Source organism: Allobranchiibius sp. GilTou38 (assembly GCF_017565325.1).
Lineage (GTDB): Bacteria > Actinomycetota > Actinomycetes > Actinomycetales > Dermatophilaceae > Allobranchiibius > Allobranchiibius huperziae.
In genome coordinates this window covers 97,624-122,990 of sequence record NZ_JAGEKN010000003.1, presented here as the reverse complement: position 1 = coordinate 122,990, position 25,367 = coordinate 97,624, and the positions used below count along the sequence as shown (strand labels likewise).

20 protein-coding genes are annotated in these 25,367 nt (G+C 70.4%); 11 read left to right on the top strand and 9 right to left on the bottom strand.

Features of this window, described 5'->3' with window-relative positions; all coding sequences use genetic code 11:
* The first annotated feature begins 52 nt into the window (after positions 1–52).
* From JOB34_RS01080 to JOB34_RS01065, 4 genes are all read left to right on the top strand, one after another.
* A complete protein-coding gene (locus JOB34_RS01080; protein WP_208050984.1) occupies positions 53–1,255 on the top strand; it encodes an MFS transporter in 1,203 nt (400 codons plus the stop codon).
* A gap of 171 nt (positions 1,256–1,426) precedes the next feature.
* Positions 1,427–2,608, top strand: a complete 1,182-nt coding sequence (pdhA, locus tag JOB34_RS01075; RefSeq protein ID WP_233767621.1) for a pyruvate dehydrogenase (acetyl-transferring) E1 component subunit alpha — start codon at positions 1,427–1,429, stop codon at positions 2,606–2,608.
* A complete protein-coding gene (locus JOB34_RS01070; RefSeq protein WP_208050983.1) occupies positions 2,608–3,597 on the top strand; it encodes an alpha-ketoacid dehydrogenase subunit beta in 990 nt (329 codons plus the stop codon). The genes pdhA and JOB34_RS01070 overlap by 1 nt, the downstream gene beginning before the upstream one ends.
* A 19-nt stretch (positions 3,598–3,616) precedes the next feature.
* Entirely contained in the window at positions 3,617–5,032 is a 1,416-nt protein-coding gene (locus JOB34_RS01065) for a dihydrolipoamide acetyltransferase family protein (protein WP_208050982.1), read from the top strand.
* Positions 5,033–5,041: 9 nt separating this feature from the next.
* Here JOB34_RS01065 and JOB34_RS01060 read toward each other — a convergent pair whose 3' ends face one another.
* The 4 genes from JOB34_RS01060 to JOB34_RS01045 form a co-directional block, all read right to left on the bottom strand.
* On the bottom strand, positions 5,042–7,873 hold the full coding sequence (locus JOB34_RS01060; protein WP_347813679.1) for an FAD-binding and (Fe-S)-binding domain-containing protein: 2,832 nt from the start codon (positions 7,871–7,873) through the stop codon (positions 5,042–5,044).
* A 105-nt stretch (positions 7,874–7,978) separates the two neighbouring features.
* Positions 7,979–9,787 carry an MDR family MFS transporter gene (locus JOB34_RS01055; protein WP_208050980.1) on the bottom strand — a complete coding sequence of 603 codons (1,809 nt, stop codon included), beginning with the start codon at positions 9,785–9,787 and terminating at the stop codon, positions 7,979–7,981.
* Positions 9,784–10,290 carry a MarR family transcriptional regulator gene (locus JOB34_RS01050; protein ID WP_208050979.1) on the bottom strand — a complete coding sequence of 169 codons (507 nt, stop codon included), beginning with the start codon at positions 10,288–10,290 and terminating at the stop codon, positions 9,784–9,786. Before JOB34_RS01050 ends, JOB34_RS01055 begins: the two co-directional genes overlap by 4 nt.
* A 76-nt stretch (positions 10,291–10,366) precedes the next feature.
* Complete coding sequence (locus tag JOB34_RS01045; RefSeq protein WP_208050978.1) at positions 10,367–11,254, bottom strand: maleylpyruvate isomerase family mycothiol-dependent enzyme; 888 nt, start codon at positions 11,252–11,254, stop codon at positions 10,367–10,369.
* Between the two features lie 71 nt (positions 11,255–11,325).
* On the opposite strand from JOB34_RS01045, the gene JOB34_RS01040 reads away from it, so the two are divergent.
* On the top strand, positions 11,326–13,338 hold the full coding sequence (locus JOB34_RS01040) for a cytochrome c oxidase assembly protein (RefSeq protein ID WP_208050977.1): 2,013 nt from the start codon (positions 11,326–11,328) through the stop codon (positions 13,336–13,338).
* Positions 13,338–14,144: a carbon-nitrogen family hydrolase gene (locus tag JOB34_RS01035; RefSeq protein ID WP_208050976.1), complete on the top strand. Its 807-nt coding sequence runs from the start codon at positions 13,338–13,340 to the stop codon at positions 14,142–14,144. The genes JOB34_RS01040 and JOB34_RS01035 overlap by 1 nt, the downstream gene beginning before the upstream one ends.
* Positions 14,145–14,257: 113 nt before the next feature.
* Here JOB34_RS01035 and JOB34_RS01030 read toward each other — a convergent pair whose 3' ends face one another.
* Positions 14,258–15,235, bottom strand: coding sequence for a hypothetical protein (locus tag JOB34_RS01030; RefSeq protein WP_208050975.1), 978 nt, complete (start codon positions 15,233–15,235; stop codon positions 14,258–14,260).
* Between the two features lie 220 nt (positions 15,236–15,455).
* Between JOB34_RS01030 and JOB34_RS01025 the strand changes: the two genes are divergently transcribed.
* A complete protein-coding gene (locus JOB34_RS01025) occupies positions 15,456–17,300 on the top strand; it encodes an NHL domain-containing thioredoxin family protein (RefSeq protein ID WP_208051131.1) in 1,845 nt (614 codons plus the stop codon).
* A gap of 26 nt (positions 17,301–17,326) precedes the next feature.
* Here the strand turns inward: JOB34_RS01025 and JOB34_RS01020 are convergent, their stop codons facing one another.
* The 4 genes from JOB34_RS01020 to JOB34_RS01005 all read right to left on the bottom strand — a co-directional run bounded on the left by JOB34_RS01020 (position 17,327) and on the right by JOB34_RS01005 (position 22,131).
* Positions 17,327–17,935 carry an LUD domain-containing protein gene (locus JOB34_RS01020; protein ID WP_208050974.1) on the bottom strand — a complete coding sequence of 203 codons (609 nt, stop codon included), beginning with the start codon at positions 17,933–17,935 and terminating at the stop codon, positions 17,327–17,329.
* Entirely contained in the window at positions 17,935–19,407 is a 1,473-nt protein-coding gene (locus JOB34_RS01015; protein ID WP_208050973.1) for a lactate utilization protein B, read from the bottom strand. Before JOB34_RS01015 ends, JOB34_RS01020 begins: the two co-directional genes overlap by 1 nt.
* Positions 19,404–20,141, bottom strand: a complete 738-nt coding sequence (locus JOB34_RS01010; RefSeq protein WP_208050972.1) for a (Fe-S)-binding protein — start codon at positions 20,139–20,141, stop codon at positions 19,404–19,406. The genes JOB34_RS01015 and JOB34_RS01010 overlap by 4 nt, the downstream gene beginning before the upstream one ends.
* 133 nt (positions 20,142–20,274) lie before the next feature.
* Positions 20,275–22,131: an acyl-CoA dehydrogenase gene (locus JOB34_RS01005; protein ID WP_208050971.1), complete on the bottom strand. Its 1,857-nt coding sequence runs from the start codon at positions 22,129–22,131 to the stop codon at positions 20,275–20,277.
* A gap of 138 nt (positions 22,132–22,269) precedes the next feature.
* Between JOB34_RS01005 and JOB34_RS01000 the strand changes: the two genes are divergently transcribed.
* Genes JOB34_RS01000 through JOB34_RS00985 form a run of 4 tightly spaced genes read left to right on the top strand, consistent with a single transcriptional unit; the run spans position 22,270 to position 25,332 of the window.
* The gene (locus JOB34_RS01000) at positions 22,270–23,322 is read left to right on the top strand and encodes a P1 family peptidase (protein WP_208050970.1); all 1,053 of its coding nucleotides are present in this window, start codon (positions 22,270–22,272) and stop codon (positions 23,320–23,322) included.
* A gap of 4 nt (positions 23,323–23,326) precedes the next feature.
* Positions 23,327–24,271, top strand: a complete 945-nt coding sequence (cutA, locus tag JOB34_RS00995; RefSeq protein WP_208050969.1) for a divalent cation tolerance protein CutA — start codon at positions 23,327–23,329, stop codon at positions 24,269–24,271.
* Positions 24,271–24,783, top strand: a complete 513-nt coding sequence (locus JOB34_RS00990) for a Fur family transcriptional regulator (RefSeq protein WP_243757481.1) — start codon at positions 24,271–24,273, stop codon at positions 24,781–24,783. Before cutA ends, JOB34_RS00990 begins: the two co-directional genes overlap by 1 nt.
* Positions 24,784–24,801: 18 nt before the next feature.
* Positions 24,802–25,332, top strand: coding sequence for a YbhB/YbcL family Raf kinase inhibitor-like protein (locus JOB34_RS00985; RefSeq protein WP_208050967.1), 531 nt, complete (start codon positions 24,802–24,804; stop codon positions 25,330–25,332).
* Positions 25,333–25,367: the final 35 nt, after the last annotated feature.

The window sequence follows — 25,367 nt, the reverse complement described above, 5'->3', positions numbered from 1 at the left end:
CTGTACCGGGTGCACCCGAAATATATGTATGCCACTCGAGAGGGGTAGGACGATGGCCGTGCTCGACCAGTCCGATCAGCCCCGCCTCGGGTACGCCGCCGTGCTGCGGGTGACCGGCGCGCGTCAGTTCCTCTTCGGCTCGGCGATCGAGCGACTGGGCGGCGCGATGTTCGGCGTCGCCGTCGTCGCGATGGTGTCCGCGCGGACCGGGTCCTACTCGCTCGCCGGCGCGGTCTCCGCGGGTGCGCTGGCGGTGCTCGCGATCACGGCGGCGATCATCGGCCGTCTGGTGGACCGCTACGGCCAGCGGCGGGTGACCCTGCCTCTGGTGGTGTGGTCGACGCTCTGGTCGGTCGCAGTGGTCGCCGTCTCGATCACCGGTGCGCCCGCCTGGACCTTGTTCGTCACTTACGCGATGTCCGCCGTCGTCGGCACCACGGGCACCCTCAGCAGGGCGCGCTGGTCGCACCTGCTCGGCGACCAGCCGGGCATGCTGCACACGGCGATGTCACTGGAGCAGGTCATCGACGAGCTGGCGTTCGTCGGAGGGCCGGCGATCGCGGTGGTGCTCGCAACGACCGTGCTGCCCGAGGCCGGCTACATCGCGGCCGCGTTCTTCTTCGCTGTCGGTGCACTCGTCTTCCTGGCCCGCACCGATACCGAGCCCCCGGTCGACCACGTCACCCACAAGAGCACGAGGTCGGTGCTGCGCATCCCGGGCGTGCTGGTGGTCTGCGCGGTGTCGTTCATGATCGGCGGCATCTTCGGCGCCAACGAGATCGTCACCATCGCCACCGCCGCCGAGCTCGGCCACAAGGGCGCCTCGGGCCTGATCCTCGCGCTCTACGCATTGGCCTCGGCGCTGGCCGGCGTCGTCTACGGGGCTCGCGAGGACGCCGTACCCGCGCATCGCGCGCTCTGGATCGGGGCCCTGGCGATGTGTGTGCTGGAGGCACCGGTGCTCTTGGTCGACAGCATCCCGCTACTGGCCGTGGGCCTCACCCTGGCCGGGATGGCCACCGCGCCCACCCTGATCGTGACGATGAAACTCGCCGGATCGCTCGTGCCGGGCAACCAGGTGACCGAGTCGATGGGGATGGTCTTCACCGCCATGATCATCGGCATCGCCGCCGGATCCTCCCTCGGCGGGATCGTCGTGCAGAGCGCCGGCGGACACGCGGGGTACGTCGTCCCGGTCGTGGCAGCGGGGCTGGGCGCGGCGCTCGGATTCGTCTTCAACCGCCGGCTGCGCTGACCCGCAGCCCGTGGCGAGCGAGCGTCGAACCCGGGGGTAGCCTTCCACCTGTGACCGGCGCCACAACGGCGTGGCGCCGTCATCACCGGACGGCGACCCTGGACGGTGGTGACGAGCCGACCGACCACCGACACCACCGTGCCGGAGCGAAGAGGAGCGAGCGTGACCCAGATCCCGGACGTCGCCGTGCACCACGAGACCGTGGTGCCACAGGCCCAGCAGGACATCACCGACGGCGGACCCGACATGGTCCAGTTCGTCGACGGCGAGGGGACCCGCCTCGAGCGGACGCCCGCCAACACCCCGTACGCAGACATCGTCGAGGCGCTCACGCCCGAGGACGGTCGCTCGATGTACCGCGATCTGGTGCTCGTACGACGCCTGGACGCCGAAGGCCACGCGCTGCAGCGCCAGGGCGAGCTCGGCCTGTGGCCCTCGCTTCTCGGCCAGGAGGCCGCCCAGGTCGGAGCCGGCCGCGCGATGCGCTCGCAGGACTTCGCCTTCCCGGGCTACCGCGAGCACGGCGTCGCCTGGTGCCGCGGGATCGAGCCGGAGCAGCTGCTCGCGCTCTTCCGCGGAGTGGACAACGGCGGGTGGTCGCCTTCCGAACTGAACTACCACCTCTACACGATCGTCATCGGCAACCAGATGCTGCACGCGACCGGCTACGCCATGGGCATGCAGCGCGACGGAGTCGTCGGCACCGGCGACGAGGAGCGCGACGCCGCGGTCATGGCGTTCACCGGGGACGGTGGCACCGCGCAGGGCGACTTCAACGAGTCGCTGGTCTTCGCCGGCGTCGCGAACGCGCCCCTCGTGATCTTCGTGCAGAACAACCAGTGGGCCATCTCCGAGCCGAACTACAAGCAGTTCCGCGTGCCGCCGTACCAGCGCGCGCAGGGGTTCGGCTTCCCCGGCATCCGGGTGGACGGCAACGACGTCCTCGCGGTGTACGCCGTGACGAAGGCCGCGCTCGACAACGCCCGGTCCGGACAGGGCCCGACGCTGATCGAGGCGTTCACCTACCGCCTCGGCGCGCACACCACCTCCGACGACCCGACCAAGTACCGCTCGGCCGCGGAGGTCGACATCTGGCGCGAGAAGGACCCGATCAAGCGGATGCGCGGCTTCCTCAGCCAGAAGGGCTACGCCGACGACGCGTTCTACGAGTCGGTCGACCGGGAGGCCGACGAGCTCGCCGTCCGCGTGCGGACCGCCTGCCAGAACATGCCCGAGCCGAGCCAGGAGCGGATGTTCGACGAGATCTACGTCGATCCGCATCCGGTGGTCGAGCGGGAGAAGGCTCAGTTCCTGGAATACCAGGCCGGTTTCGAGACGGAGGGGGCGCGCTGATGGCCGCGCAGAAGATGACTCTGGCCAAGGGCATCAACGCCGGGTTGCGGGCGGCCATGGAGGCCGACCCCAAGGTGCTGCTCATGGGTGAGGACGTCGGCAAGCTCGGCGGCGTCTTCCGCATCACCGAGGGCCTGCAGAAGGACTTCGGTGAGGACCGCGTCGTCGACACCCCGCTCGCCGAGTCCGGCATCGTCGGTACGGCGATCGGGCTGGCCATGCGCGGCTACCGTCCGGTCGTGGAGATCCAGTTCGACGGCTTCATCTACCCGGCGTTCGACCAGATCGTCAGCCAGCTCGCCAAGATGCACGCCCGCTCGCGCGGCGCGCTGCGGCTGCCCATTGTCATCCGCGTGCCGTTCGGCGGTGGGATCGGCGCGGTCGAGCACCACAGCGAGTCCAACGAGGCCTACTTCGCGCACACCGCGGGCCTGCGGGTCGTCGCGTGCTCGGACCCGGCGGACGCCTACTGGATGATCCAGCAGGCCATCTCCAGCGATGACCCGGTGATCTTCTACGAGCCCAAGCGGCGTTACCACGAGCGTGCCGAGGTCGACCTCGACCCGCAGTCCGGGTCGCGACTCGGGCTGCACGACGCGCGTGTCGTGCGCGACGGCACTCAGCTCACGCTCCTGGCCTACGGCCCGACCGTCAAGACCTGCCTGCAGGTGGCGGATGCTGCTGCGCAGGAAGGGATCTCGCTGCAGGTCGTCGACCTGCGCTCGCTGTCACCGCTCGACACCGAGACCATCGACCGGGCCGTCAAGAGCACCGGCCGCGCCATCGTGGTGCACGAGGCCAGCACCTTCCTGGGCCTCGGTTCGGAGATCGCGGCGCACATCCAGGAGGAGTGCTTCCACCACCTGGAGGCTCCCGTCCTGCGGGTCGGCGGGTACAACATCCCCTATCCGCCGAGCCGCTTCGAGGAGGAGTTCCTGCCGGGACTCGACCGCATCCTCGAGGCCGTCGACCGTTCTCTCGCTTACTGATCCGCTGGAAGGGGCCTTCGTGGCTGTGCAGACGTTCAACCTCCCCGATCCGGGTGAGGGATTGGTCGAGGCCGACATCGTCTCGTGGAAGGTGCAGGTCGGCGACGAGGTGTCGACCAACGACATCGTCGTAGAGATCGAGACGGCGAAATCGTTGGTGGAGTTGCCGATCCCGTGGGCCGGCAAGGTCACTCAGCTGTTGGTCGACGAGGGTGCGACCGTCGAGGTCGGCAGCCCGATCATCACCGTCGACGTGGCCGGCGCCGCCAGCACCGAGCCGTCCGAGGTGACGACGCCGTCGGCCGAGGAGCCCGAGGAGCGCACCCCGCACCTGGTCGGGTACGGCGCTGCGCCCGCGCAGACCGCGCGGCGGGCCCGCAAGGGGGCGAGCGCCGTACCGGGGGCTGCCCCGGCACCGCCCGCTCCTGCAGCGGTGGCCGCGCCGCCCGAGCCTGCTCCCGCTTCCGCCGCGCCTGAGGTCGCGGCGCGCCCTATGGAGCGCGCGGCGACCCCACCGGCTGCCGGCGGCAAGGTGCTGGCGAAACCGCCGGTCCGCAAGTTCGCGAAGGACCACGGCGTGGACCTGTCGACCGTCGCCCCGTCGGCCGAGTCGGGCATCGTCTCGCGCGCCGACGTCGAGCGTCACCTGGCGAACGGCGCTGCGCCGGCGAGTGATTCGGCGCCGGTCGCTGCGTCCGCGAGTTCGCAGGAGCGTGAGACGCGCATCCCGGTGAAGGGCGTGCGCAAGTTCACCGCCGACGCGATGGTGGCGTCGGCGTTCACCGCCCCGCACGTCACCGAGTTCGTCACGATCGACATGACCGCGACGATGGAGCTGGTCGACCGGTTGCGCTCGGACCGGGAGTTCACCGGTCTGAAGGTCACCCCGCTCACGGTGCTCGCCAAGGCGCTCTGTGTTGCGGTCAAACGCAATCCGGGCATCAACTCCTCGTGGGCGCAGAAGCCGGACGGCTCGGCCGAGATCGTCCAGAAGCGCTACGTCAACCTCGGTATCGCCGCGGCGACCCCGCGCGGACTGGTGGTGCCGAACATCAAGGACGCCGACGCCATGTCCATGCGCGACCTCGCGCAGGCGCTCGGCGAACTGACCGCCACGGCACGCGAGGGGCGTACGCCTCCCGGCGACATGTCGGGCGGCACGATCACGATCACGAACGTCGGTGTCTTCGGCGTCGACACCGGTACGCCGATCATCAACCCGGGCGAGGCGGCGATCCTGTGCTTCGGCGCCGTCCGCAAGATGCCCTGGGTGGTCACCGACTCCGACGGCAACGACACGATCATGCCCCGGCACGTCACCCAGTTGTCGCTGTCCTTCGACCACCGGATGGTCGACGGCGACCTCGGTTCACGTTTCCTGTCCGACGTCGCGGCCCTGCTGCAGGACCCCTCGCGGGCACTCGTCTGGGGCTGACGCTCGTCGTCAGGACAGGTGGGCGGCGAGGAGTTGCGCGAGGTGCGTGCCCCGCGACGCGCCGCCGGGGAGCGTGCCGAGGAGATCGTCGAGCTGGGTGCGGCAGGAGAAACCGTCGGCGAGCACGACGTCACCGGGCTGCGCGGCGCGTACGGCGGGCAGCAGCTGCTGCTCGGCGACCGCAACCGACACGTCGTAGTGACCCTTCTCGACGCCGAAGTTGCCCGCCAGCCCGCAGCATCCGCCGAGCCGCTGCACGTGCGCGCCGGCCTTCGCCAGCAGCGCCGCGTCGGCCGCCCAGCTCATCACCGCGTGGTGGTGGCAGTGCGGCTGCGCGATGATCCGCACCCCGTCGAGTGACGGCGGTGACCAGCCCGGCGTACGCGCGAGCAGCTCGGCCAGCGTGACGGTCACGTCGCGCACGGCGCGGGCGTCGTCCGTGGGCACCAGCTCGGCTGCGTCGTGTCGCAGGACCGCGGTGCAGGACGGCTCGATGCCGACGATCGGCACTCCTGCGTTGGCGGCGGGAGCCAGGCCCGCGATGGTGCGTTCGAGCTGCCGGCGGGCGCCGTCGAGCTGACCCGTGGAGATCCAGGTCAGACCGCAACATCCGGCTGCGGTCGGCAGCGCCGGACTGAAGCCGGCGTCCCGCAGCACCGCGACCATGGCGGCGCCGATGGCCGGAGAGAAGTTGTCGGTGAAGGTGTCGACGAGAAGGACGACCTCGTCGCCGCTGGCGTGAGCGGCGTCGTACGGTCGCAGCCCGTGCTCGCGTGCCCAGCTGCGGAACGGGTCGGCGGCGACCTGCGGAATGCTCCGCCGAGCGTCGACGCCCACCGCGGACTTCGCGAAGGGCATCCGATCGCCAGCGCGCAGAACGGCGTTCGCAAGCTTCGGTGCCCGTGCGCCGGCGCGCACCCAGCGCGGTAGCTGGCCGAGCACGTAGTGCGAGATGGGCCGCAGCCGCCCCTTGTAGGACTGGTGCAGCACCTCGGCCTTGTACGACGCCATGTCGATGCCGGTCGGGCAGTCCGAGGCGCAGCCCTTGCACGAGAGGCACAGGTCGAGCGCGTCGTGCACCTCGGGCGCGCGCCAGCCGCCGGTGACGACGGAGCCGTTGAGCATCTCCTGCAGCACCCTCGCGCGGCCGCGGGTCGAGTCCTTCTCCTCGCGGGTGGCGAGGTAGGACGGGCACATCACCCCGCCGCTCGCGGTGTTGTCCGCGCGACACTTGCCGACGCCCGTGCAGCGGTGGACGGCCTGGCTGAAATCGCCGCCGTCGGCGGTCCAGGAGAACGCCAGTGGTGTCGGGGTCCGCCGCGCGGGGAAGCGCAGGTCGGCGTCGAGCGGTGCGGGTTCGACCAGGACACCGGGGTTCAGCAGGTTGTCCGGGTCGCACGCGTGCTTGGCCGCGGCGAACAGATCGATGACCTCAGGGGAGTACATCAGCGGCAGCAGCTCACTGCGCGCGCGCCCGTCCCCGTGTTCGCCGGAGAGCGAACCGCCGTACGTCGCGACGAGCTTCGCGGCGTCCACCACGAACTCCCGCAATTGAGCTGGCCCGTCGGGAGCATCGAGGGGGATGTCGAGGCGCACGTGCATGCAGCCGTCGCCGAAGTGGCCGTACGGCGCGCTGCTGAGCCCATGCGCGACGACCAGCTCGTCGAAGTCGCGCAGATAAGCGCCGAGGGACGTCGGGGGTACGGCGGCGTCCTCCCACCCCGGCCAGGCCGGCTTCCCTGCGGGGGAGCGGCCCGCGAGCCCCGCGCCGTCCGCGCGGATCCGCCACAGCGCGGCGGCCTGCGCCGGGTCCGTGACGATCAGGCTGGAGTGCGCGCCGAGACCGGCGTCGTCGACCATGGCCTCGGCGCGGGCAAGGACCTCGCCGCGATCCTCCCCGGACACCTCGGTGAAGAGCCATGCGGGCCCGGGCGGCAGCGGCGGTGAGGTGCCGCCCCGGCTGTGCAGCACGTCGAGCAGTCGTTGATCGAAGCCCTCGCAGGCCGTCGGCCGGTGAAGGAGCACGGACGGGGTGGCATCGCCGGCGACCGTGATGTCGGGGTAGCCGAGCACGATCATCACGCGCACAGCCGGGTCGCGCACCAGCCGCAGGGTGGCCTCGGTCAGCACCGCGAGGGTGCCCTCGGAGCCCACCAGGAAGCGCGCGAGGTCGACGTCCCGCTCGGGCAGAAGGTGCTCCATGGAGTAGCCGGACACCTGACGGCCGAAGCGCGCGAACGACGTGCGGATCAGCTCGAGGTTGTCCGCCCCCAGCCCGGTCAGCTGCTTCGCCACCGGCCCCGAAGCGCGGGTGCCCGAGGCGAGGTCGAAACGGTCACCGGTGCCCCAGAAGCCTTTCAGAGCAACGACATTGTCGACCGTGCGGCCGTAGCCCAAGGTTCGCGAGCCGCAGGCGTTGTTGCCGAGCATGCCGCCGATCGTGCACCGCGTGGACGTCGACGGGTCGGGTCCGAATCGCAATCCGTGCGTCGCCGCTGCGGCCTGCAGACGGGCCTGCACGACCCCGGGTTGGACGACAGCCGTGCGAGCCTCGGGGTCGAGGTGCAGCACCTGGTCGAGGTGCCGGGAGAAGTCGAGCACCAGCCCCGCGCCGATCGAGTTGCCGGCGATCGACGTGCCGGCGCCACGGGTGGTGAGGGGTACGCCGAGGTCGCGCGCGACGGCGTACGCCTGCTCGACCTGTTCGGTCGACCGGGGGAACGCGACGGCGGTCGGTGCGATCCGGTAGAGCGACGCGTCGGTGGTGTAGAGCGAGCGGGTGAGCGGGTCCGCGTGCGCCTCGATGCCGCCCGCCGTCAGTCGCCTCACCAGTTCGTCCACGGGCACATCGTCCCTCACCGCACCTCGCCCACAAACGCCGAGTGCGCGTTCCGCGGAGCCGAAGCTCTGCGGAACGCGCACTCGGAAGGTGACGTACGAGGCGGATCAGTCGTGCACGTGCCTCGGGTGGTAGTCCGCGTCGACGGACGCGTGCTTGGGTAGCTCGTCGCCCGGGTGAGCCGGCACGGTCGCCAGCGCCTCGTCCGGCGCGCGGTGACGCGGCGGCTCGTCCTCGGTGGCCCCGTGGGCCGGCGGGCCGACCAGGTCGGCCACCGACGGCTCCGGCTTCTGCGCCGGCTGTGCGCCGCTCGCCTCGGCCTTGGCGGCATCGGCGGCCGACTGACCGCGCAACTCCACCTTCGGCATCAGCAGCAGGACCAGGAAGCCCAGCACCATCACCGCAGCAGCCACGATGAAGATGATGTGGATGGAGTCCGCGAAGCCGACCTTGAACGGGTGCCGCGCGTCCACGGGCAGCTTGTTGATGACCGAGGAGTCGTTCTGGATCTGCGACACGACACTGCGGTTCTGGGCGATCTGCGCCTGGACGCCTGCAGGTGCCGCCGAGATGGCCGAGGTGATCTTGTCGCCGACCGTGCTGAAGAGGATCGACAGGAAGATCGCGACTCCGAGCGTGCCGCCCATCTGGCGGAAGAACGTCGCCGAGGACGTCGCGACGCCGATCTCCTTCGCCGGCACGGCGTTCTGCACGATGATCGTCAGCGGCTGCATGCAGTTACCGAGGCCGTAGCCGAAGACGAACATGAAGGCCATGACCTGCCAGACCGGGGTGTCCGCGTCGACGAACAGGAACAGCAGGAGCAGGCCCACGGTGGCGATCGCCGTACCGAAGATCGGGAACTCCCGGATGCGCCCGGTGCGTGCAGTGATCTGACCGGAGATGATGGCGGCGATCATCAGGCCCGCCACCATCGGCAGCATGAGGAAGCCGGACGTCATCGGCGATGCGCCGTGCACGATCTGGAAGTAGAGCGGCAGCACGGTGATGCCGCCGAACATGCCCATACCGACGATGATGCTGGCGACGATCGTGACCGAGGCCGCGCGCAGCTTGAAGATGCGCAGCGGGATCAGCGCGTCGTCGGCCATCGCGCGCTCGACGAGGATGAACATCGCCAGGCCGAGGACCGCGATGACGTATGCCGCGATGGAGCGCCCCGAGGTCCAGCCCCAGGTGCGGCCCTGCTCGGCGACGGTCAGCGTGGGCACCAGACCGATGACCAGCGCCACCGCGCCCCACCAGTCGATGCGCGCCTTGCGCTGGACGTGGTCCAGGTGCAGCGTGCGCCATACGACGAAGAGGGCGATGATGCCGATCGGCACGTTGACCAGGAAGACCCAGCGCCAGCCGGAGATGAACAGGATCGAGCTGGTCTCGGCGAACAGACCGCCGATGACCGGGCCGAGGACGCTGGAGGTGGCGAAGGTCGCCATGAAGTAACCGGTGTACTTCGCGCGCTCACGCGGCGGCACGAGGTCACCGATGATCGCGAGCACCAGGGTGAAGAGGCCACCGGCGCCCAGGCCCTGGAACGCGCGGAACGCGGCGAGCATGTACATCGACGTCGCGAACGAACAGGCGGCGGAACCGATCACGAAGACGGTGATCGCGAACATGAACAGCTTCTTACGGCCGTACATGTCGCCGAGCTTGCCGTAGATCGGCGTGGTGATCGTCGAGGTGATCAGGTAGGCGGTGGTGACCCAGGCCTGTACGGACAGGCCGTGCAGGTCGTCGCCGATGGTACGGATGGCGGTGCTGACGATGGTCTGGTCGAGTGCGGCCAGGAACATGCCGAGCATCAGGCCGCCGAGGATCCGCAGGATCTGTGCGTGCGAATACTGGCCGCCGGATGCTGCGGGCGCGTTGGCCGCGCTGGTCTGGGCAGTCACATCGACTCCTTTCCGGTGGTTGACGGGTGTGACGGGGCTGTCGTGGTGCAGGTGCTCGAGCTAACGAAGGTGCGGGTGAGGTCGTCGTGCAGGCGGCGCAGCGCGAGGTCGAAGTCCTTGGCCTCACGGCTGGACCAGTCGGCCATCAAGGTGGCGAACATCTGCCCCCTGCTCTCGTGGATGTCCTCCAGGAGCTGCTTGCCGTCGGGTGCGAGGGCGATGTTGAAGGCACGCCCGTCGCCGGGGTCGGTCACCTTCTCCAGGATCCCCGCCTGCACCAGGTGACTGACCTGGCGACTGACGGTCGATACATCGGAGTGCACCCGTTCGGCGATCGACGACACCCGCAGGGGCCCCGTCGACACGGCGAAGATCACCGGGTAGGCGGAGGTCTCGACGTCGGGATGCAGACGCGGCACGTGGTGTCGCAGTGCGCTCATCGCCTTCATCAGGTGCACCAGGTCCTCACCGACCCGCGATGCCACCTCGAGACTGACGGCCATATCCCCTCCATAGTTGCTTGACTCATACAACTATATGGATAGCCACGCGATCTATCAAATCGGCGGGGACGTCCTGTCAGGGCGTGATGGTGAGTACGTCGAGGACGCGGGCCGCAGCGGCCTCGTCGCCCTCGACGCTGTAGCGCAGATCCGCGGTCGAGATGCGTCCGGCACCGCGCCGGGTCAGTGACTCGGTGCTGAGCCGGATCGTGGTGATCTTGCCCAGCGGCAGGGGGATGATCTCGCCGGTCTCGTCATCGACCTTGTCCACGTGCGCGGTGCCGGAGAAGAGCGACTCGGCGTACGGCCGACCGTCGGACCCCTCCACGATGCGGATGCCCTGACGCGCCATGACCGGGCCGGTGCACTCGATGATGACCACGCTGCCGACCTCGAGATCGGCTCGGCGAGCGGCCCGCGCGGGGAAGGCGGCGAGGACGTCGCTGGTGAAGGCGGCGGCGCCCGCGGAGTCCAGGTTGCCCATCGAGTGCAACGCGTCGCGCAGGTCCTGCTCGTGGCACCAGAGGTCGATCAGCCGCAGGTGGAGCATGGCGGTCAGCTCCATGGGCCCGAACGGGCCCTGGATGACGGTCTCGGGGTTCAGCGTCGGGTCGCGGTAGGACGCGATCCGCTTGGGCAGCAGGTCGCGCCACTCGTTGACGATCTCCCCGCCGGAGCGACCGCGGCGCACCTCGACGGCCCGCTCCATGAACCGGCCGGCGTCGTTGCGGATCCACTCGTAGTCGGGCACCTCGATTTCGCGGTCCTGACCGCCGTTCATCAGGTGCTCGGTGCCGGCGACGTGGGCGAAGACGTCCTTGACGGTCCACCCCGGGAGAGCGGTCGGCTTGTCGAAGTCCTCGGGGTGACACGTCAGCCCCAGGTCGAGGATCGACTGACCGGTGGCGGCGAACGCATCGACCAACTCGGGAAGCTCTACCGGAGGCTGGGGATGGGTCTGCATGGCGACCAACCTACTTGGAGCGCGGACGGTGCGCGGGGGCGCTGCCCATGATGTCTGCCTACCCTGGGTGCATGGCGAGCGACACCGGCACGAGTCCTGCGACCGCAGCGGCACCCGTGCGTGCGCGCCGGTCGACGTGGATCCGGGCCGTCGTGCCCTTCGCCCTCGTGGTCGTCGTGCTCGCCGTGCTCTTCTCGCACGCCGCGTCCCCGTTGGAGCTCGGCGACCCCGGCGCGGTCGTGCGCTGGGGCATCCCGCTGCTCAACGTCGTACGCGATCTGACCGCCGCGCTCACGGTGGGGGCGCTCCTGCTCGGCGGGTTCCTGGTGCCGGAGGGCGCGACCACCCGCCGGCGGGAGTCCCTGGCCCGCTATGCCGCGTGGGCCGCGACCGGCTGGGCGGTCGTCGGCGCGGCGAGCGTCGTCCTCAACTTCGCCGACGTCTCCGGCACCCGGCTCGGCGCCACCGGCTTCGCATCCGAGGCGTGGGCGTCGATCTGGCAGCTGGAGATCCTGCGCGCGCCGGCGATCACGGCGCTGATCGCGGCGGCCGTCGCGCTGCTCGCGTTCACCGGGCCGGGCGCTCGCGGGATGGCGTGGCTCTTCGGGATGGCGCTGGTCGCTCTGTACCCCCTGGCCCTGATCGGCCATGCCGCCGGATCGGACGACCACGAGGCATCGGTCGACTCCCTGCTCGTGCACCTGCTGGCGGTGACGGTCTGGGTCGGCGGCCTGCTCGCGCTGCTGGTGATGTGGGGGCGGCTCGGCAAGGGCACCGCCGACGTCGTGCGCCGCTACTCCACGGTCGCGTTGTGGTGCTTCGGCGCGGTCGCCGTGTCCGGCGTGCTCAACGCCGTCATCCGGGTCGGCTCCTTCTCGGGTCTGGCGTCCCGCTACGGCGTGCTCGTGCTGATCAAGGTCGTGCTGCTGCTCGCGCTCGGCACGTTCGGTGCGCTGCACCGGCAGCGGGTCCTCGGTCACCTGGACGGCGCCGATGCGCCCGGGCGCGCGCTCTTCGCGCGGCTGGCCGGCGTCGAGTCGCTCGTGATGGGCGCAGCCGTCGCCGTCGGGGTGGCGCTCGCGCGATCGGCCCCGCCCGTCGCCGAGGTGCACGGGCGAGTCGACACGGCGTACAGCCTCACCGGCTATCTCGCGCCCGCGGCGCCGCACGTCGCGACGTGGTTCACCGTGTGGCGCGTCGAATGGCTGCTGAGCGCGGTCTCGGTGATCGCCATCGCCGTCTACCTGAGCTGGGTCGTGCGACTGGCCCGACGCGGCGACCGCTGGCCGGTGCTGCGCACCATCTCCTGGTGCCTCGGCTGGTTGATCTTCCTCTACATGGTCGACGGCGCCCCGGCGGTCTACGGCCGGGTGATGTTCTCCGTGCACATGCTCGAGCACATGACGGTCTCGATGCTGGTGCCGATCCTGCTGGTCCGCGGCGGCGTGGTCACCCTCGCGCTGCGGGCGCTACCCAAGAGGCACGACCTGACGCTCGGGCCGCGCGAGGTCATCCTCTCCGTCGTGCACTCCCGCGTGGTCGCCGTGGTCGCGAATCCGGCCATCGCGGCCATCTTCGTCTTCGTGTCGCTGATCGTCTTCTACTACTCGCCGCTCTTCCACCTGGCGCTCACCACCCACACCGGGCACCTGCTGATGATGGTGCACTTCATGGCGTCGGGGTATCTCTACGCGTGGGCTCTCGTCGGGATCGACCCCGGCCCGCGACGCTGGGCGCCGCCGATCCGACTGGGCATCCTGCTGATCGCCATCGCGTTCCACGCGTTCTTCGGAGTGGCGCTGATGACCGGCAACGACCTGCTGGGCGGCGACTTCTTCCAGCTGCTGCACCTGTCCTACGTGCCCAGTCCCATCACCGACCAGCAACGCGGCGGCACCATCGCGTGGGGCTCGGGCGAGGTGCCGACGTTCATGCTGGCCATGCTGATCGCGGGTGAGTGGTACCGCAAGGACACCGCCGAGGGCGAGCGGCAGGCGCGGCAGGCCGACCGCGACGACGATGCCGAGCTGCGCGCGTACAACGACTATCTGGCGGCGCGATCCGGCCGCGGGAAGCAGGCCTGATGCGGGTCGCGCTGATCCAGCTGGCGTACGACGACGCCGAGACCCTCGATACACGCGTCGAGCGGGTGGTCGCGCTGGTCCGGGAGCAGGCCGGGCACGACCTGGTGGTGCTGCCGGAGCTGTGGGGTGCCGGCGGATTCTCCTACCGGGAGTGGAGCTCACGCGCCCAGGACGTGACCGGGTCGATCGGCACGGCACTGTCGGCCGCGGCGCGTGACGCGGGGGTCTTCCTGCACGGCGGGTCGATCGTGGAGCGACCGGCGTCCGGTGAGACCGGCGAGGAGGGCCACGACCTGTGGAACACCTCGGTCGTCTACGACGCGAGCGGGACCCTCGTGGCGACGTACCGCAAGATCCACCGGTTCGGTTTCGCCGGCGGCGAGCCGAAGCTGATGGACGCGGGGACGGAGCTGGTGCGGGTCGACGTGCCGGCCGGATCGTCTTCTCTCGCCGTCGGCCTGTCGACTTGTTATGACATCCGCTTCCCGGAGATGTACCGCGCGCTGCTGGACCGGGGAGCTGAGGCGTTCGTCGTCCCGGCCGCGTGGCCGATGGCGCGGGTGGACGCGTGGCGGCTGCTGCTGCGGGCACGGGCCGTCGAGGACCAGTGCTTCGTGCTGGCCTGCAACACCGCCGGCACCCACGCGAAGACGCAGATGGGCGGCCACTCAGCCGTCATCGCGCCGGGTGGTGGGGTGCTCGCCGAGGCGGGCGAAGAGCAGCAGGTGCTGTCGGTGGAGATCGACCCGTCGGCCGTCCGGGACGTCCGCGAGGCGTTCCCGGTCCTCGCTGACCGCCGCCTCTGACCGGCGCAAACCTGCAAAGGCCGGCACGACCGGACGACGCTGCCGGTTTGCGTTTGCGGCCAGGGCTGCAGCACTGACCGCGAACGCAAACCAGCGGTGTCGTGGGGAGGCCGTCACGCCCCGGTCTGCAGTGCGGGCGGGGCGAGCAGCGACAGGACGCGGCCGGGGTCGGCCAGGTCGTCCCACACGACGCGCACCACCCGGTAGCCGAGCCGCTGGAGCGCCAGTTCGCGCCGTTTCTCGTTGACGAGGGCTTCGCTGTTACCTGCGCCGCGGTACTTCAGGAGCCCGTCGAACTCCACGATCGTGTGCGTGCCGTCGACGAGCAGGTCGACCCGGGCGACGAAGTGGCCGTCCCCGTCGCGGATGACGACCTGCGGAGTGACCGCCACACCGGCGGCACGCAGGAGCAGACGCAGTCGGCTCTCGCCCGGTGACTCCGACCGGGGATCGACGAGGTCGAGCAGGGTGGCCAGTCGTGTGCAGCCGGGCGTTCTCCGTGACTGTCGGATCGCCTCCGCCAGATCGGTGGGTGAGGCGAGGTAGTTGCGCAGCGCGGCGTCGGCGGGAATGACCGCGGCTTCCACTCCGATGCCGGCGCCCACCTGGACGATCGCGTACGCCGTGGAGACGGTCGGCATACCGGACGCGGTCGCGATCGGGATCGGTTCCGGCACCCGGTGCAGCCGGACACCTGGCCGGCGCGACCATCGATGCCCCTCCCGATGGCCCAGGTGGATCTCCGTGGTGTCGCAGGAAGGGTCTGTGGGCAGGTCCCAGGCGAGGAGCGCCGACTGGTGGGTGACGAGGTACCCCTCGCCCAGAACGAGCAGCAGAGCGCGGATCCGTCGTCTCTGGGTCTCGGCGGCGCTGGTGATCGTGTCGAGGTCGCCGGGCGGCAGGAAGTAGCTGCCCTGCGCGCCGCTCAGAACGTCCTCTGCCCGGCACCACGCCCGGAGCTGCTCGTCCGAGGCGCCGAACTCCAGGGCGTCGCGGCGGGTGAACGCGTATCCCTGCTGGCGGACCCGGATCCGCAGCGGGTAGCTCATGGCGGCGGGAAAGGCCTGATACGGGGTGGTGGCGACGTCCATCGGGTGATCGTGGCGGCTGCGCCGACGGGTGTCTGGTCGCCGCGGGAGGTGTGTGGAGAGCGGGTAGGGGATGTGGACAGTCGAGTGGAGGTGGGGGTTTTGCGTTCGTGGCCAGTGCTGCAGCCCTGGCCACGAACGCAAAACCCCCACCGGGCTGTCGGGGCCGCGCTCGTGGAATGACCGCACGGGTGGTGTCGTTGGCCTCTGCGTGAGCGAGACGGTGAACGGGTCAGTGAGGGCGAAGGTGCGGGTACGCGCGCCGGAGTTGGCAGGACGGCGGTGGCTCAACACCGGCGGCGCCGACGTCACCCTGAAGGGCCTGCGCGGCAAGATCGTGGTCCTGGATTTCTGGACCCTCTGCTGCGTCAACTGCCTGCATGTGCTGGACGAGTTGCGGCCGCTGGAGCAGGAGTTCGCCGACGAGCTGGTGCTGCTCGGCGTGCACTCGCCCAAGTTCGAGCACGAGGGCGAGCCCGCCGCGGTCGAGGCGGCGGTCGAGCGTTACGCCGTGGGCCACCCGGTCCTGGACGACCCGGAGCTGACCACATGGCAGGCGTACGCCGCGCGGGCGTGGCCGACGCTCGTGGTGATCGATCCCGAGGGCTACATCGTGGCTCAGCTGTCGGGGGAGGGCCACGCGCACGGTCTCGGCGTCCTCGTCCGTGAGCTCGTCGCCGAACACGAGGCGAAAGGTACCCTGCGGCGGGGGGATTCGCCGTACGTCGCGCCACCTCCGCCGCAGACTGCGTTGCGATTCCCCGACAAGCTTGCAGCGGCCCCCGACGGCAGCTACCTGCTGTCGGACACCGCCCACCACCAGGTCGTGCACCTGGACCCGGATCTGACCACCGAGCGCGCGAGGTACGGCGGTCCGGGTGTCTTCGAGGAGCCGCAGGGTCTGTGCGTGCTGCCCCCCGACGTCGCCGCGCGGGTGGGGTACGACGTGCTGGTCGCCGACAGCGTGCACCATCAGATCGCCTCGATCCGATTGTCGGACGGGCAGATCCGTGTTGTCGCGGGAACTGGTGACCAGCTGCGCGAGCGGTCGGGGAGCGGGCTCGCGCTGAGGCAGGATCTGTCGACCCCGTGGGACATCACCTGGTGGATCGACCGCGCGGTGATCGCGATGGCCGGGGTCCACCAGCTGTGGGTCCTGCACCTGGCGACCGATCCCGCTGACAACACGATCGCGGTGCACGCCGGCACGAGCTCCGAGGGCATCCGCGACGGGGCTGCGCACGACGCATGGTTCGCGCAACCGTCCGGCCTCAGCACGTCGGCCGACGGCTCGCGGGTCTGGGTCGCTGATTCTGAGTCGTCTGCACTTCGTTCGATCACGTTGCAGGACAGTGGCTTCGAGGTGCAGACCCACATCGGGCAGGGCCTCTTCGAATTCGGCCATATCGACGGCCCGGCCGCGGACGCGCTGCTGCAGCACCCGCTGGGCGTCGCGGAGCTGCCGGACGGCAGCGTGGCGATCGCCGACACCTACAACGGCGCGATCCGCCGGTACGACCCCGTGGTCGACGAGGTCTCGACCCTCGCCGCCGACCTGGCCGAACCGAGTGACGTACTCGTCGAATCCGACGGCGACACGGTGCGATTGCTCGTGGTCGAGTCGGCAGCACACCAGGTCACCCGCGTCGCCGTGCCGGCGCGGGCGCAGCGTGTCGCGGGCATCGCGCACCAGACTCAGCGACCGGTGACACCGTTGGCGCCGGGGGCGGTGGAGCTGCGCATCGCGTTCGAACCGCCGACCGGTCAGAAACTCGACCACCGCTACGGCGACCCCACCCAGCTCATGGTGATGGCCACCCCCGGTGCCTTGATCCGGGACGGCGACGGCACCTCGACCGGGCTGACCCGCACTCTGCAGCTCGACCCGGCGGTCGGCGACGGCACCCTGCACATCTCGGTGCGCGCGGCAGCGTGCGACGGCGACCCGGATACCGGCGAAGTGCCGGAGTACGCCGCCTGTCATCTCTACCAACAGGATTGGGGCATCCCCGTGGTGCTCGAGTCGGGTGGGCCGACCGAGCTGCACCTCGACCTGCGCGGCGTCTGAGATCACCCGCCGCTCGATGAGAAGGGTCAGGCGGACGCGACGAGCAGCACGTCGAGGGTGCGCGGACCGTGCACCCCTTCGACACGCTGCAGCTCGATGTCGCTGGTGGCGCTCGGCCCGCTGATCCAGGTCTGCGGACGGGTCGCGTCCAATGCCGCGACGGCATCCGGGACAGCCGCGACCACCTGGTCCTCGCGCACGACGACCAGGTGGTAGTCGGGCACCAGGGTCAGCACGCGCGGACCCTGCCCGGGGCCGGCATCCAGCACGATGGTGCCCGTCTGCTCGATGCCGAGGCAACAGGTGGTGAGCACCGCCGAGATCCGATCCAGCTCTTCGACGCTCACGGGTTCGTCTGCGGTCCGCACCGTCGGCACCCACTCCGTCGGAAACCCTCGCGGTACGGCGATTTCCATGATCGAGCGGGCCCGCAGGATGTCGGACAGGCGCTCCTGCACGACGGACGCGCCACACCGGTGCACTGTCGCGCGGTAATCGGCGACCCGCTCGACGAAGACGTCGACGTCCGCCAGCCGCGAGCCGGCCTGGTGATAGTCGCGAACGACGGGTGGCGCGGCGGGGCGGTCCGCCAGCGCCGTCCGCACTCTCTGCAGGATCGTCTCGCGCGCGTCCATCACGCGTTCTCCTCCGGCGCTGCGGGCGGGACGTCGCCGCCTTCCCTCACCCACCAGTCGCGCAACGTCTCGCGGGGCATCTGCGGCAGGTCGCGTGAGCGCGCCCAGGACGACAGCGGTGGGGGAAGCGCCGGCATCCGCCGGGCGACCCGGCCCAGCGACAGGCTGCGCAGTGCCGCGGTCCACCGACGCCGTGAAGTCATCGTCCACGCCGCAGCGGTCATCGAGGCAGCCTCGGCGGTGGGCACCCGGTGCTCCTCGCGCTTGGCCGCGACGACCTCGGCGCGCAGGTGCACCAGCATCGTGGGGATGTCGATGGCCACCGGGCACACGTCGTAGCACGCTCCGCACAGCGACGACGCGAACGGCAGCGACGGGTTGTCCTTCACCCCGGTCAGCTGGGGCGAAAGCACCGCCCCGATCGGGCCGGGATAGACCGATCCGTACGCGTGCCCGCCGGCGCGCTCGTAGACCGGGCAGACGTTGAGGCAGGCGGAGCAGCGGATGCAGCGCAGTGCCGACCGGCCGTGCGGATCGGCCAGGGTCGCGGTGCGTCCGTTGTCGAGCAGGACGACGTGGAAGTCCTGGCCCTCGGTCGCGCCGGTCCACATCGAGGTGTAGGGATTCATCCGCTCACCGGTCGAGGACCGGGGCAGCAGTTGCAGGAAGACCTCGAGGTCGCGCCACGTCGGCACCAGCTTCTCGATGCCCATCACGGTGATGAGGGTGCGCGGCAGCGTCAGGCACATCCGTCCATTGCCCTCGGACTCCACGACACACAGCGTGCCGGTCTCGGCGACGCCGAAATTCGCTCCGCTGATCGCCACCTTCGCGGACAGGAACCTGCGTCGCAGGTACAGCCGGGCAGCCCCCGCCAGCGCCTCCGGGTCGTTCGTCAGACCCGGGTCGACGTCGTCCATGTGGTCGCGGAAGATATCGCGGATCTCGCTGCGGTTGCGATGGATCGCGGGCACCAGGATGTGGCTGGGCCGGTCGTCGCCGAGCTGCACGATGAGCTCGGCGAGGTCGGTCTCGGTGGCGGTGATGCCCGCCGTCGCCAGCGCCTCGTTGAGGCCGATCTCCTCGGTCGCCATCGACTTCACCTTGACCACGTCGGTCTCGCCGGTGGCCTGGATCAGCCGGGTCACGATGGCGTTGGCCTCGTCGCCGTCCCGCGCCCAGTGCACCGTGCCGCCGCGCTCGGTGACCGCGGCCTCGAAACGCTCGAGGTGGTCGGGGAGCTCGGCGAGGGTCGCGTCCTTGATGGCGGCCCCGGCCGCGCGCAGCTGCTCCCAGTCGTCGAGCTCGGCCACGACACCGGCGCGCTTCTCGCGGATGGTCGTGGTCGCGACCCGCAGGTTGTGCCGCTGCTGGCTGTCCGTCAGGCCGGTACGCGCCGCGTCGGGGAAGGACTCCCCGGTGCGCAGGTGCGCGGTCGGCGATGCGGTCGGCATACCGAGGAACGTCGTCATCGCGCATCCTTGGTCGAGGCGAGGATCTGCGCCAGGTGGACGGTCTCGGTGCCGACGTCGAGGCGCGACATGCCGCCCCCGATGTGCATGAGACAGGACGCGTCGGTGGCGGCGCACATCTGCGCGCCGGTGGACTGGATCGCGCGCATCTTGTCGGCGAGCATCGCGGTCGACGTCTCGGAGTTCTTCAGCGCGAAGGTGCCACCGAAGCCGCAGCACGTCTGTGCCTGGGGCAGCTCCACCAGGTCGATCCCGTCGACGGCGCGCAGCAGGCGCAGCGGCCGGTCGCCGACGCGCAGTATCCGCAGCGAGTGGCACGTCGGGTGGTAGGTCACCCGGTGCGGGTAGCTCGCGCCGACATCGGTCACCCCCAGGACGTCGACGAGCAGCTCGGACAGCTCGTAGCTGCGGGCGGCGACGGCCTCGACCCGCTCCACCAAAGCGTCGTCACCGAATTGCCTTGCCACCTGTGCGTGTTGGTGACGTATGGCGCCCGCGCAACTCCCGCTGGGGGTGACGATCGCGTCGTACGGCTCGAAGGTGCCGGCGTACCGCCGAACGAGCGGCAGGGCCTCGCGCGGGTAGCCGGTGTTGACGTGCATCTGCCCGCAGCAGGTCTGCTCCATCGGGAAGACCACCTCGTGGCCGAGCCTGCGCAGGACGGTCACCGTCGCCTTGCCCACCTCGGGGAAGAGCCCGTCGACCAGGCAGGTGGCGAACAAGGCGATGCGCACGGGTTCCTCCTGCTGACGGTCCGACCGGTCCCGTCACCGAACGTACCCCCAGCGACGAACGGAGGGGTCCGACACCGATCGGAGGGGCATGTCCCCTCCGTCCGACGCCGGACCCCTCCGCTCGACGGGTCGATCAAAACGCGGCTTCGGGCAACTCCATGAGCGCGTTGTCGGTGGCCTCGACGACGGCGCGGTCGGCGGCGAGCCGGGGCAGCACCGTCGTGGTGAAGAAGTGCGCGGCCGCGACCTTGCCCTGGTAGAACGCCTGGTCCTTGCCGGCATCCCCCGCGTCGAGTCGGGCCTGCGCGACCTCGGCCTGCCGCACGAGCAGCCAGCCGATCGTCAGGTCGCCGGCAGCGAGCAGCAGGCGGGTGGTGTTCTGACCCACGGTGTACGCCGCCTGCGGCTCTCCCTGGATCGCCTTCATCGCGGTCATGCCCATGTGCTCGACCATGCCCTGCACGTTGTCGACCGCCTGGCCGAGGAGCTCGCGCTCACGGCCGAGTGTGTCGTCGCCGGCCCCGCCCTTCACGGTCTGCAGGATCTGCTCGGCCAGCGCACCGAGCGCGGCGAACTGGTCCTTGACGATCTTGCGGAAGAAGAAGTCCAGGCCCTGGATCGCGGTGGTGCCCTCGTACAGCGTGTCGATCTTCGCGTCGCGCACGTACTGCTCGACCGGGTAGTCCTGCAGGAAGCCGGACCCGCCGAACGTCTGCAGCGACTCGGTGCCGAGCAGCGTCCACGCGCGCTCGGAGCCGACACCCTTGACGATCGGCAGCAGCAGGTCGTTGAGCTTGCTGGCCATGATCGCGGGGGAGCTCTCGTCGAACTCCTCGGATCCGGTGCGCAGCACCTCCTGGTCGACGATGTCCTGCTGGGTCGCCGCGAAGATCACCAGCGCGCGCAGGCCCTCGGCGTAGGACTTCTGCAGCATCAGCGAGCGGCGTACGTCGGGGTGGTGGGTGATGGTGACGCGCGGCGCGTCCTTGGCGCCGTCGGTCATGTCGGCGCCCTGCACGCGCGCCTTGGCGTACTCCAGCGCGTTCAGGTAACCCGTCGACAGGGTGGCGATCGCCTTGGTGCCGACCAGCATCCGTGCGTGCTCGATGACGCGGAACATCTGCGCGATGCCGTTGTGCACGTCGCCGAGCAGAGTGCCGACGGCCGGCTCCCTGTCCCCGAAGGTGACCTCGCAGGTCGTGGACACCTTGATGCCCATCTTGTGCTCGACGTTGGTGACGTACGCGCCGTTGCGCTCGCCGAGCTCGCCCGTGGCGAGGTCGACGTGGTACTTCGGCACCACGAAGAGCGACAGACCCTTGGTGCCGGCGCCCGCTCCCTCGGGACGGGCGAGCACGAAGTGCAGGATGTTCGAGGACATGTCGTGCTCGGCGGAGGTGATGAAGCGCTTCACGCCGGTGATGTGCCAGGTGCCGTCGGGCTGCTGGACCGCCTTGGCGCGGCCCGCGCCCACGTCGGAGCCGGCGTCCGGCTCGGTCAGCACCATCGTGCCGCCCCAGTGGTTCTCGACCAGGTACTCGGCCAGCTTCTTCTGCTCGTCGGTGCCGAGCATGTACAGGATCTTGGCGAAGGAGTAGCCCGCGGCGTACATGAAGATCGCCGGGTTGGCGCCGAGCACCAGCTCGCCGAGCGCCCACTTGAGGGACGGGGGTACGACGGTGCCGCCCAGCTCGGCCGGCACGTCGACGCCCCAGAAGCCGGACGCCTGGTAGGCGGCGTAGCTCTTCTTGAAGCTCTCGGGGATCTTCACCGAGTTGGTCGCGGGGTCGAAGACCGGCGGGTTGCGGTCGCTGTCGACCAGCGACGCTGCGAGGTCGCCCTCGGCGAGCGTCGCCATCTCCGCCAGCATCGCCTTGGCGGTGTCGGTGTCGACGTCCTGGTAGGGGCCCGAGCCGAGCACCTCACCCCGGCCGAACACCTCGAAGAGGTTGAACTCCAGGTCTCGCACGTTGCTCTTGTAGTGGCTCATCGGCCGGCTCCTCGCATGATGGTGCTCGGGGGTTTACTCGTCGGTAACATATTGTGCTACCGACGAGTAGCGCTATGCAAGCTCCTTGGTGTCGCAGCAGGTCAGAGCGCGTTCCCGGCCGCATGCGACGATGCCGCGATGACGCTCGCGCCCGGCCCGACGAACTCGATCGGCGATGTCGCCGGCGTCCGGGTGGGCCATCACCAACGCGTCGGTGACGGATGGCTGACCGGTACGACGTGCGTCCTCGCCCCACCGGACGGCGCCACGGGTGGCGTGGACATCCGCGGCGGTGCGCCCGGCACCCGGGAGACCGACCTGCTCGACCCGCGCAACGTCATCGAGCAGGTGCACGCCGTCGTCCTCTCGGGCGGATCGGCGTTCGGGCTGGCGGCGGCGACCGGCGTGATGGACGCCCTCGCGGAGGACGGCGTCGGTTTCCGGATCGGCGAGCCCGACCAGGTCGTGCCCATCGTGCCGGCGGCCGTCGTCTTCGACCTGCTGCGCGGCGGCGACTACCGGGCACGTCCGGACGCCGGGTTCGGGCGGGCGGCGTACGCCGATGCCCTGGCCGGACGCGCGACCGCCTTTTCGGGGTGTGTCGGCGCCGGTACCGGAGCGCGCATCGGCGGCCTCAAGGGCGGCATCGGCTCGGCCAGCCAGCTCCTGCCCGGCGGGGGTGTCGTCGCGGCACTGGTGGTGGCCAACGCGTTCGGCTCCGCCGTCGACCAGGCCACCGGGGAGCTGTACGCCGCTCGCTTCGGTCTGCCCGGTGAGTTCGACGGGCTGGACCCCCGCCCCGCACCGAGCGACGCCGAGTCCGGCAACGCGCCCAGATGGCCCGGCGCGGACGACGTCCGCCCCGGGAGGGCCACCACCCTCGTCGTCATCGCGACCGACCTCTCGCTGACCAAGGCCCAGTGCCAGAAGACCGCCGGCATCGGACACGACGGCCTGGCCCGAGCGGTTCGTCCGGTCCACACGATGCTCGACGGCGACTCGATCTTCGCGCTCGCGACCGGTCAGCGCGCGGCGCCCGACGCGGTGGCGTACCACCAGCTGATGGAGGGGGCTGCCGACTGCGTGACGCGGGCGGTCGGCCACGCAGTGCTGGCCGCGGACACCACGGCCGGCATGCGGTCCTATCGCGATGTGCACTGCCGTGCGACCCAGGAGGATGCGCAAGGATGACGGGGTGACATCGCCGTTCGTGCAGGTGCAGACGACGGTCGCCGATGAGACCGAGGCGACCCTGATCGCCGATGCCGTGGTGGGAGAGCGACTCGCCGCGTGCGTGCAGCAGATCCCGGGCATCGGCTCCACCTACCTGTGGGACGGGCGGGTGCAGCACGCGACCGAGGTGCTGCTCATCATCAAGACCACCGCTGCGGCGTTCGAGACGCTGGCGGCGCGGGTGCGCGCGCTGCACTCCTACGACGTCCCGCAGATCGTGGCCCTGCCGCTGGAGAAGGTCGACCCGGACTACGCCGAGTGGTTGCGCGCCGCGGTCGACGACCGGCCGACGTCGCACCTGGAGATCGAGCGCAAGTTCTCCTTGGCGAACGCGACGCTCCCGCCGGATCCGGCCGACTGGCCGGGCGTCGGCACCGTCGCGGGCGAGCGCCGGTTCCATCTGGTGGCAACATATTTCGACACCGTCGACGTGGCCCTCGCCTCGCGCGGGATCACCATGCGCCGCCGGGTCGGTGGCACCGACGCGGGGTGGCACCTGAAGCTGCCACGCAGCGAGGACGCCCGCGAGGAGATCTGGCTGCCGCTGGACGCCACGAAGGACGACACGACGGTGCCCTCCGTGTTCACGTCACAACTGACCGAGGTGCTGGGGGAGCGGGTGGCGCAGCCGGTCTGCGTGGTCGAGACCCGGCGTACCGAATGGGACCTGCGGGCCGGCGGCCTCCACCTCGCGACCACCTGCGACGACTACGTGACCACCCACAACCTCATCGACGCCGGTCTGGACCGTGAGTGGCACGAGATGGAGGTGGAGCTCGTGCAGGGCGACACCGATTTCCTCGAGGACGTCACGGCCTACCTGGAGGCGCACGGCGTGCACCAGGCGAGCATCGCGTCCAAACTGCGAGCGGCGATGGGCGACCTGATGGACCGGACGTCCTCGTGATGCGCGAATCGGCGGCGGTCAATGGTGCGGTGAAGCGACTGCGGGAGTCCGGGGAGCGGGTCACGCCGGCTCGTCGCGCGGTGCTGGAGGTGCTCGACGAGAGTCGCGACCATCTCGACGCGGAGACGGTGGCGGCCCGTGTCGACGCCCGGGAGCCGGGGGTGCACCGCGCGACCGTCTACCGCTCGCTGCAGTCGCTGGTGACGCTCGGGGTCGTGGCGCACACCCACGTACCGGGCGGCCCGACGATCTATCACCTGACGGCGTCGACCCGCACCGACGGCGAGCAGGGAGAGCACGGCCAGCCCGGCCGTCACGGCCACGCGCATCTGCAGTGCACCAGGTGCCTGCGGTTCTTCGACATGCCCGCCGCCTGGCTCGATCAGGTGCGCGAGAAGACCCTCGACGCAATGGGTTTCGAGATCGCGCCGGATCATGCCGCGCTGCTCGGCGTGTGCGCGAGCTGTCGGCAGTCCGGGGTCGCGGCAGACGGCGGCGCACCCGCGCACTGACTCGCTAGTGTCGCGGGTATGTCTAGTCTCGAACGTCCCGCGTCCCCCAATCCGTACGAACTGCTCCCGTCGGTGCCGTCGTTCACCGTCACGAGCGACGACGTCACCGAAGGGCAACCGCTGAAGGCCGACCAGGTCGCGGCCTCGGGCGACAACTCACCCCAGCTGTCCTGGTCCGGTGCCCCCGAGGGCACCAAGTCCTTCGTGGTCACCTGCTTCGACCCGGACGCGCCCACCCCGTCCGGCTTCTGGCACTGGGTGCTCGTGGACCTCCCTGCGTCCGTGACGTCCCTGGACGCCGGTGCGGGCGCCGAGGGCGGATCGACGCCCGGATCGTCGTTCCACGTGCGCAACGACGGCGGAACGCTCGCGTTCACCGGCGCCGCGCCGCCCGAGGGCGACATGCCGCACCGCTACTACTTCGTGGTGCACGCCGTCGGCGAGGACAGCCTCGGCGTGGACGACTCCGTGTCGCCCGCCGTGGTGTCCTTCAACCTCGCCTTCAAGACCCTGGCGCGCGCGATCGTGATGGGCACCCACCAGGCTTGAACACGACGAAAGGCCCGCCCGAAATGCATTCTCGG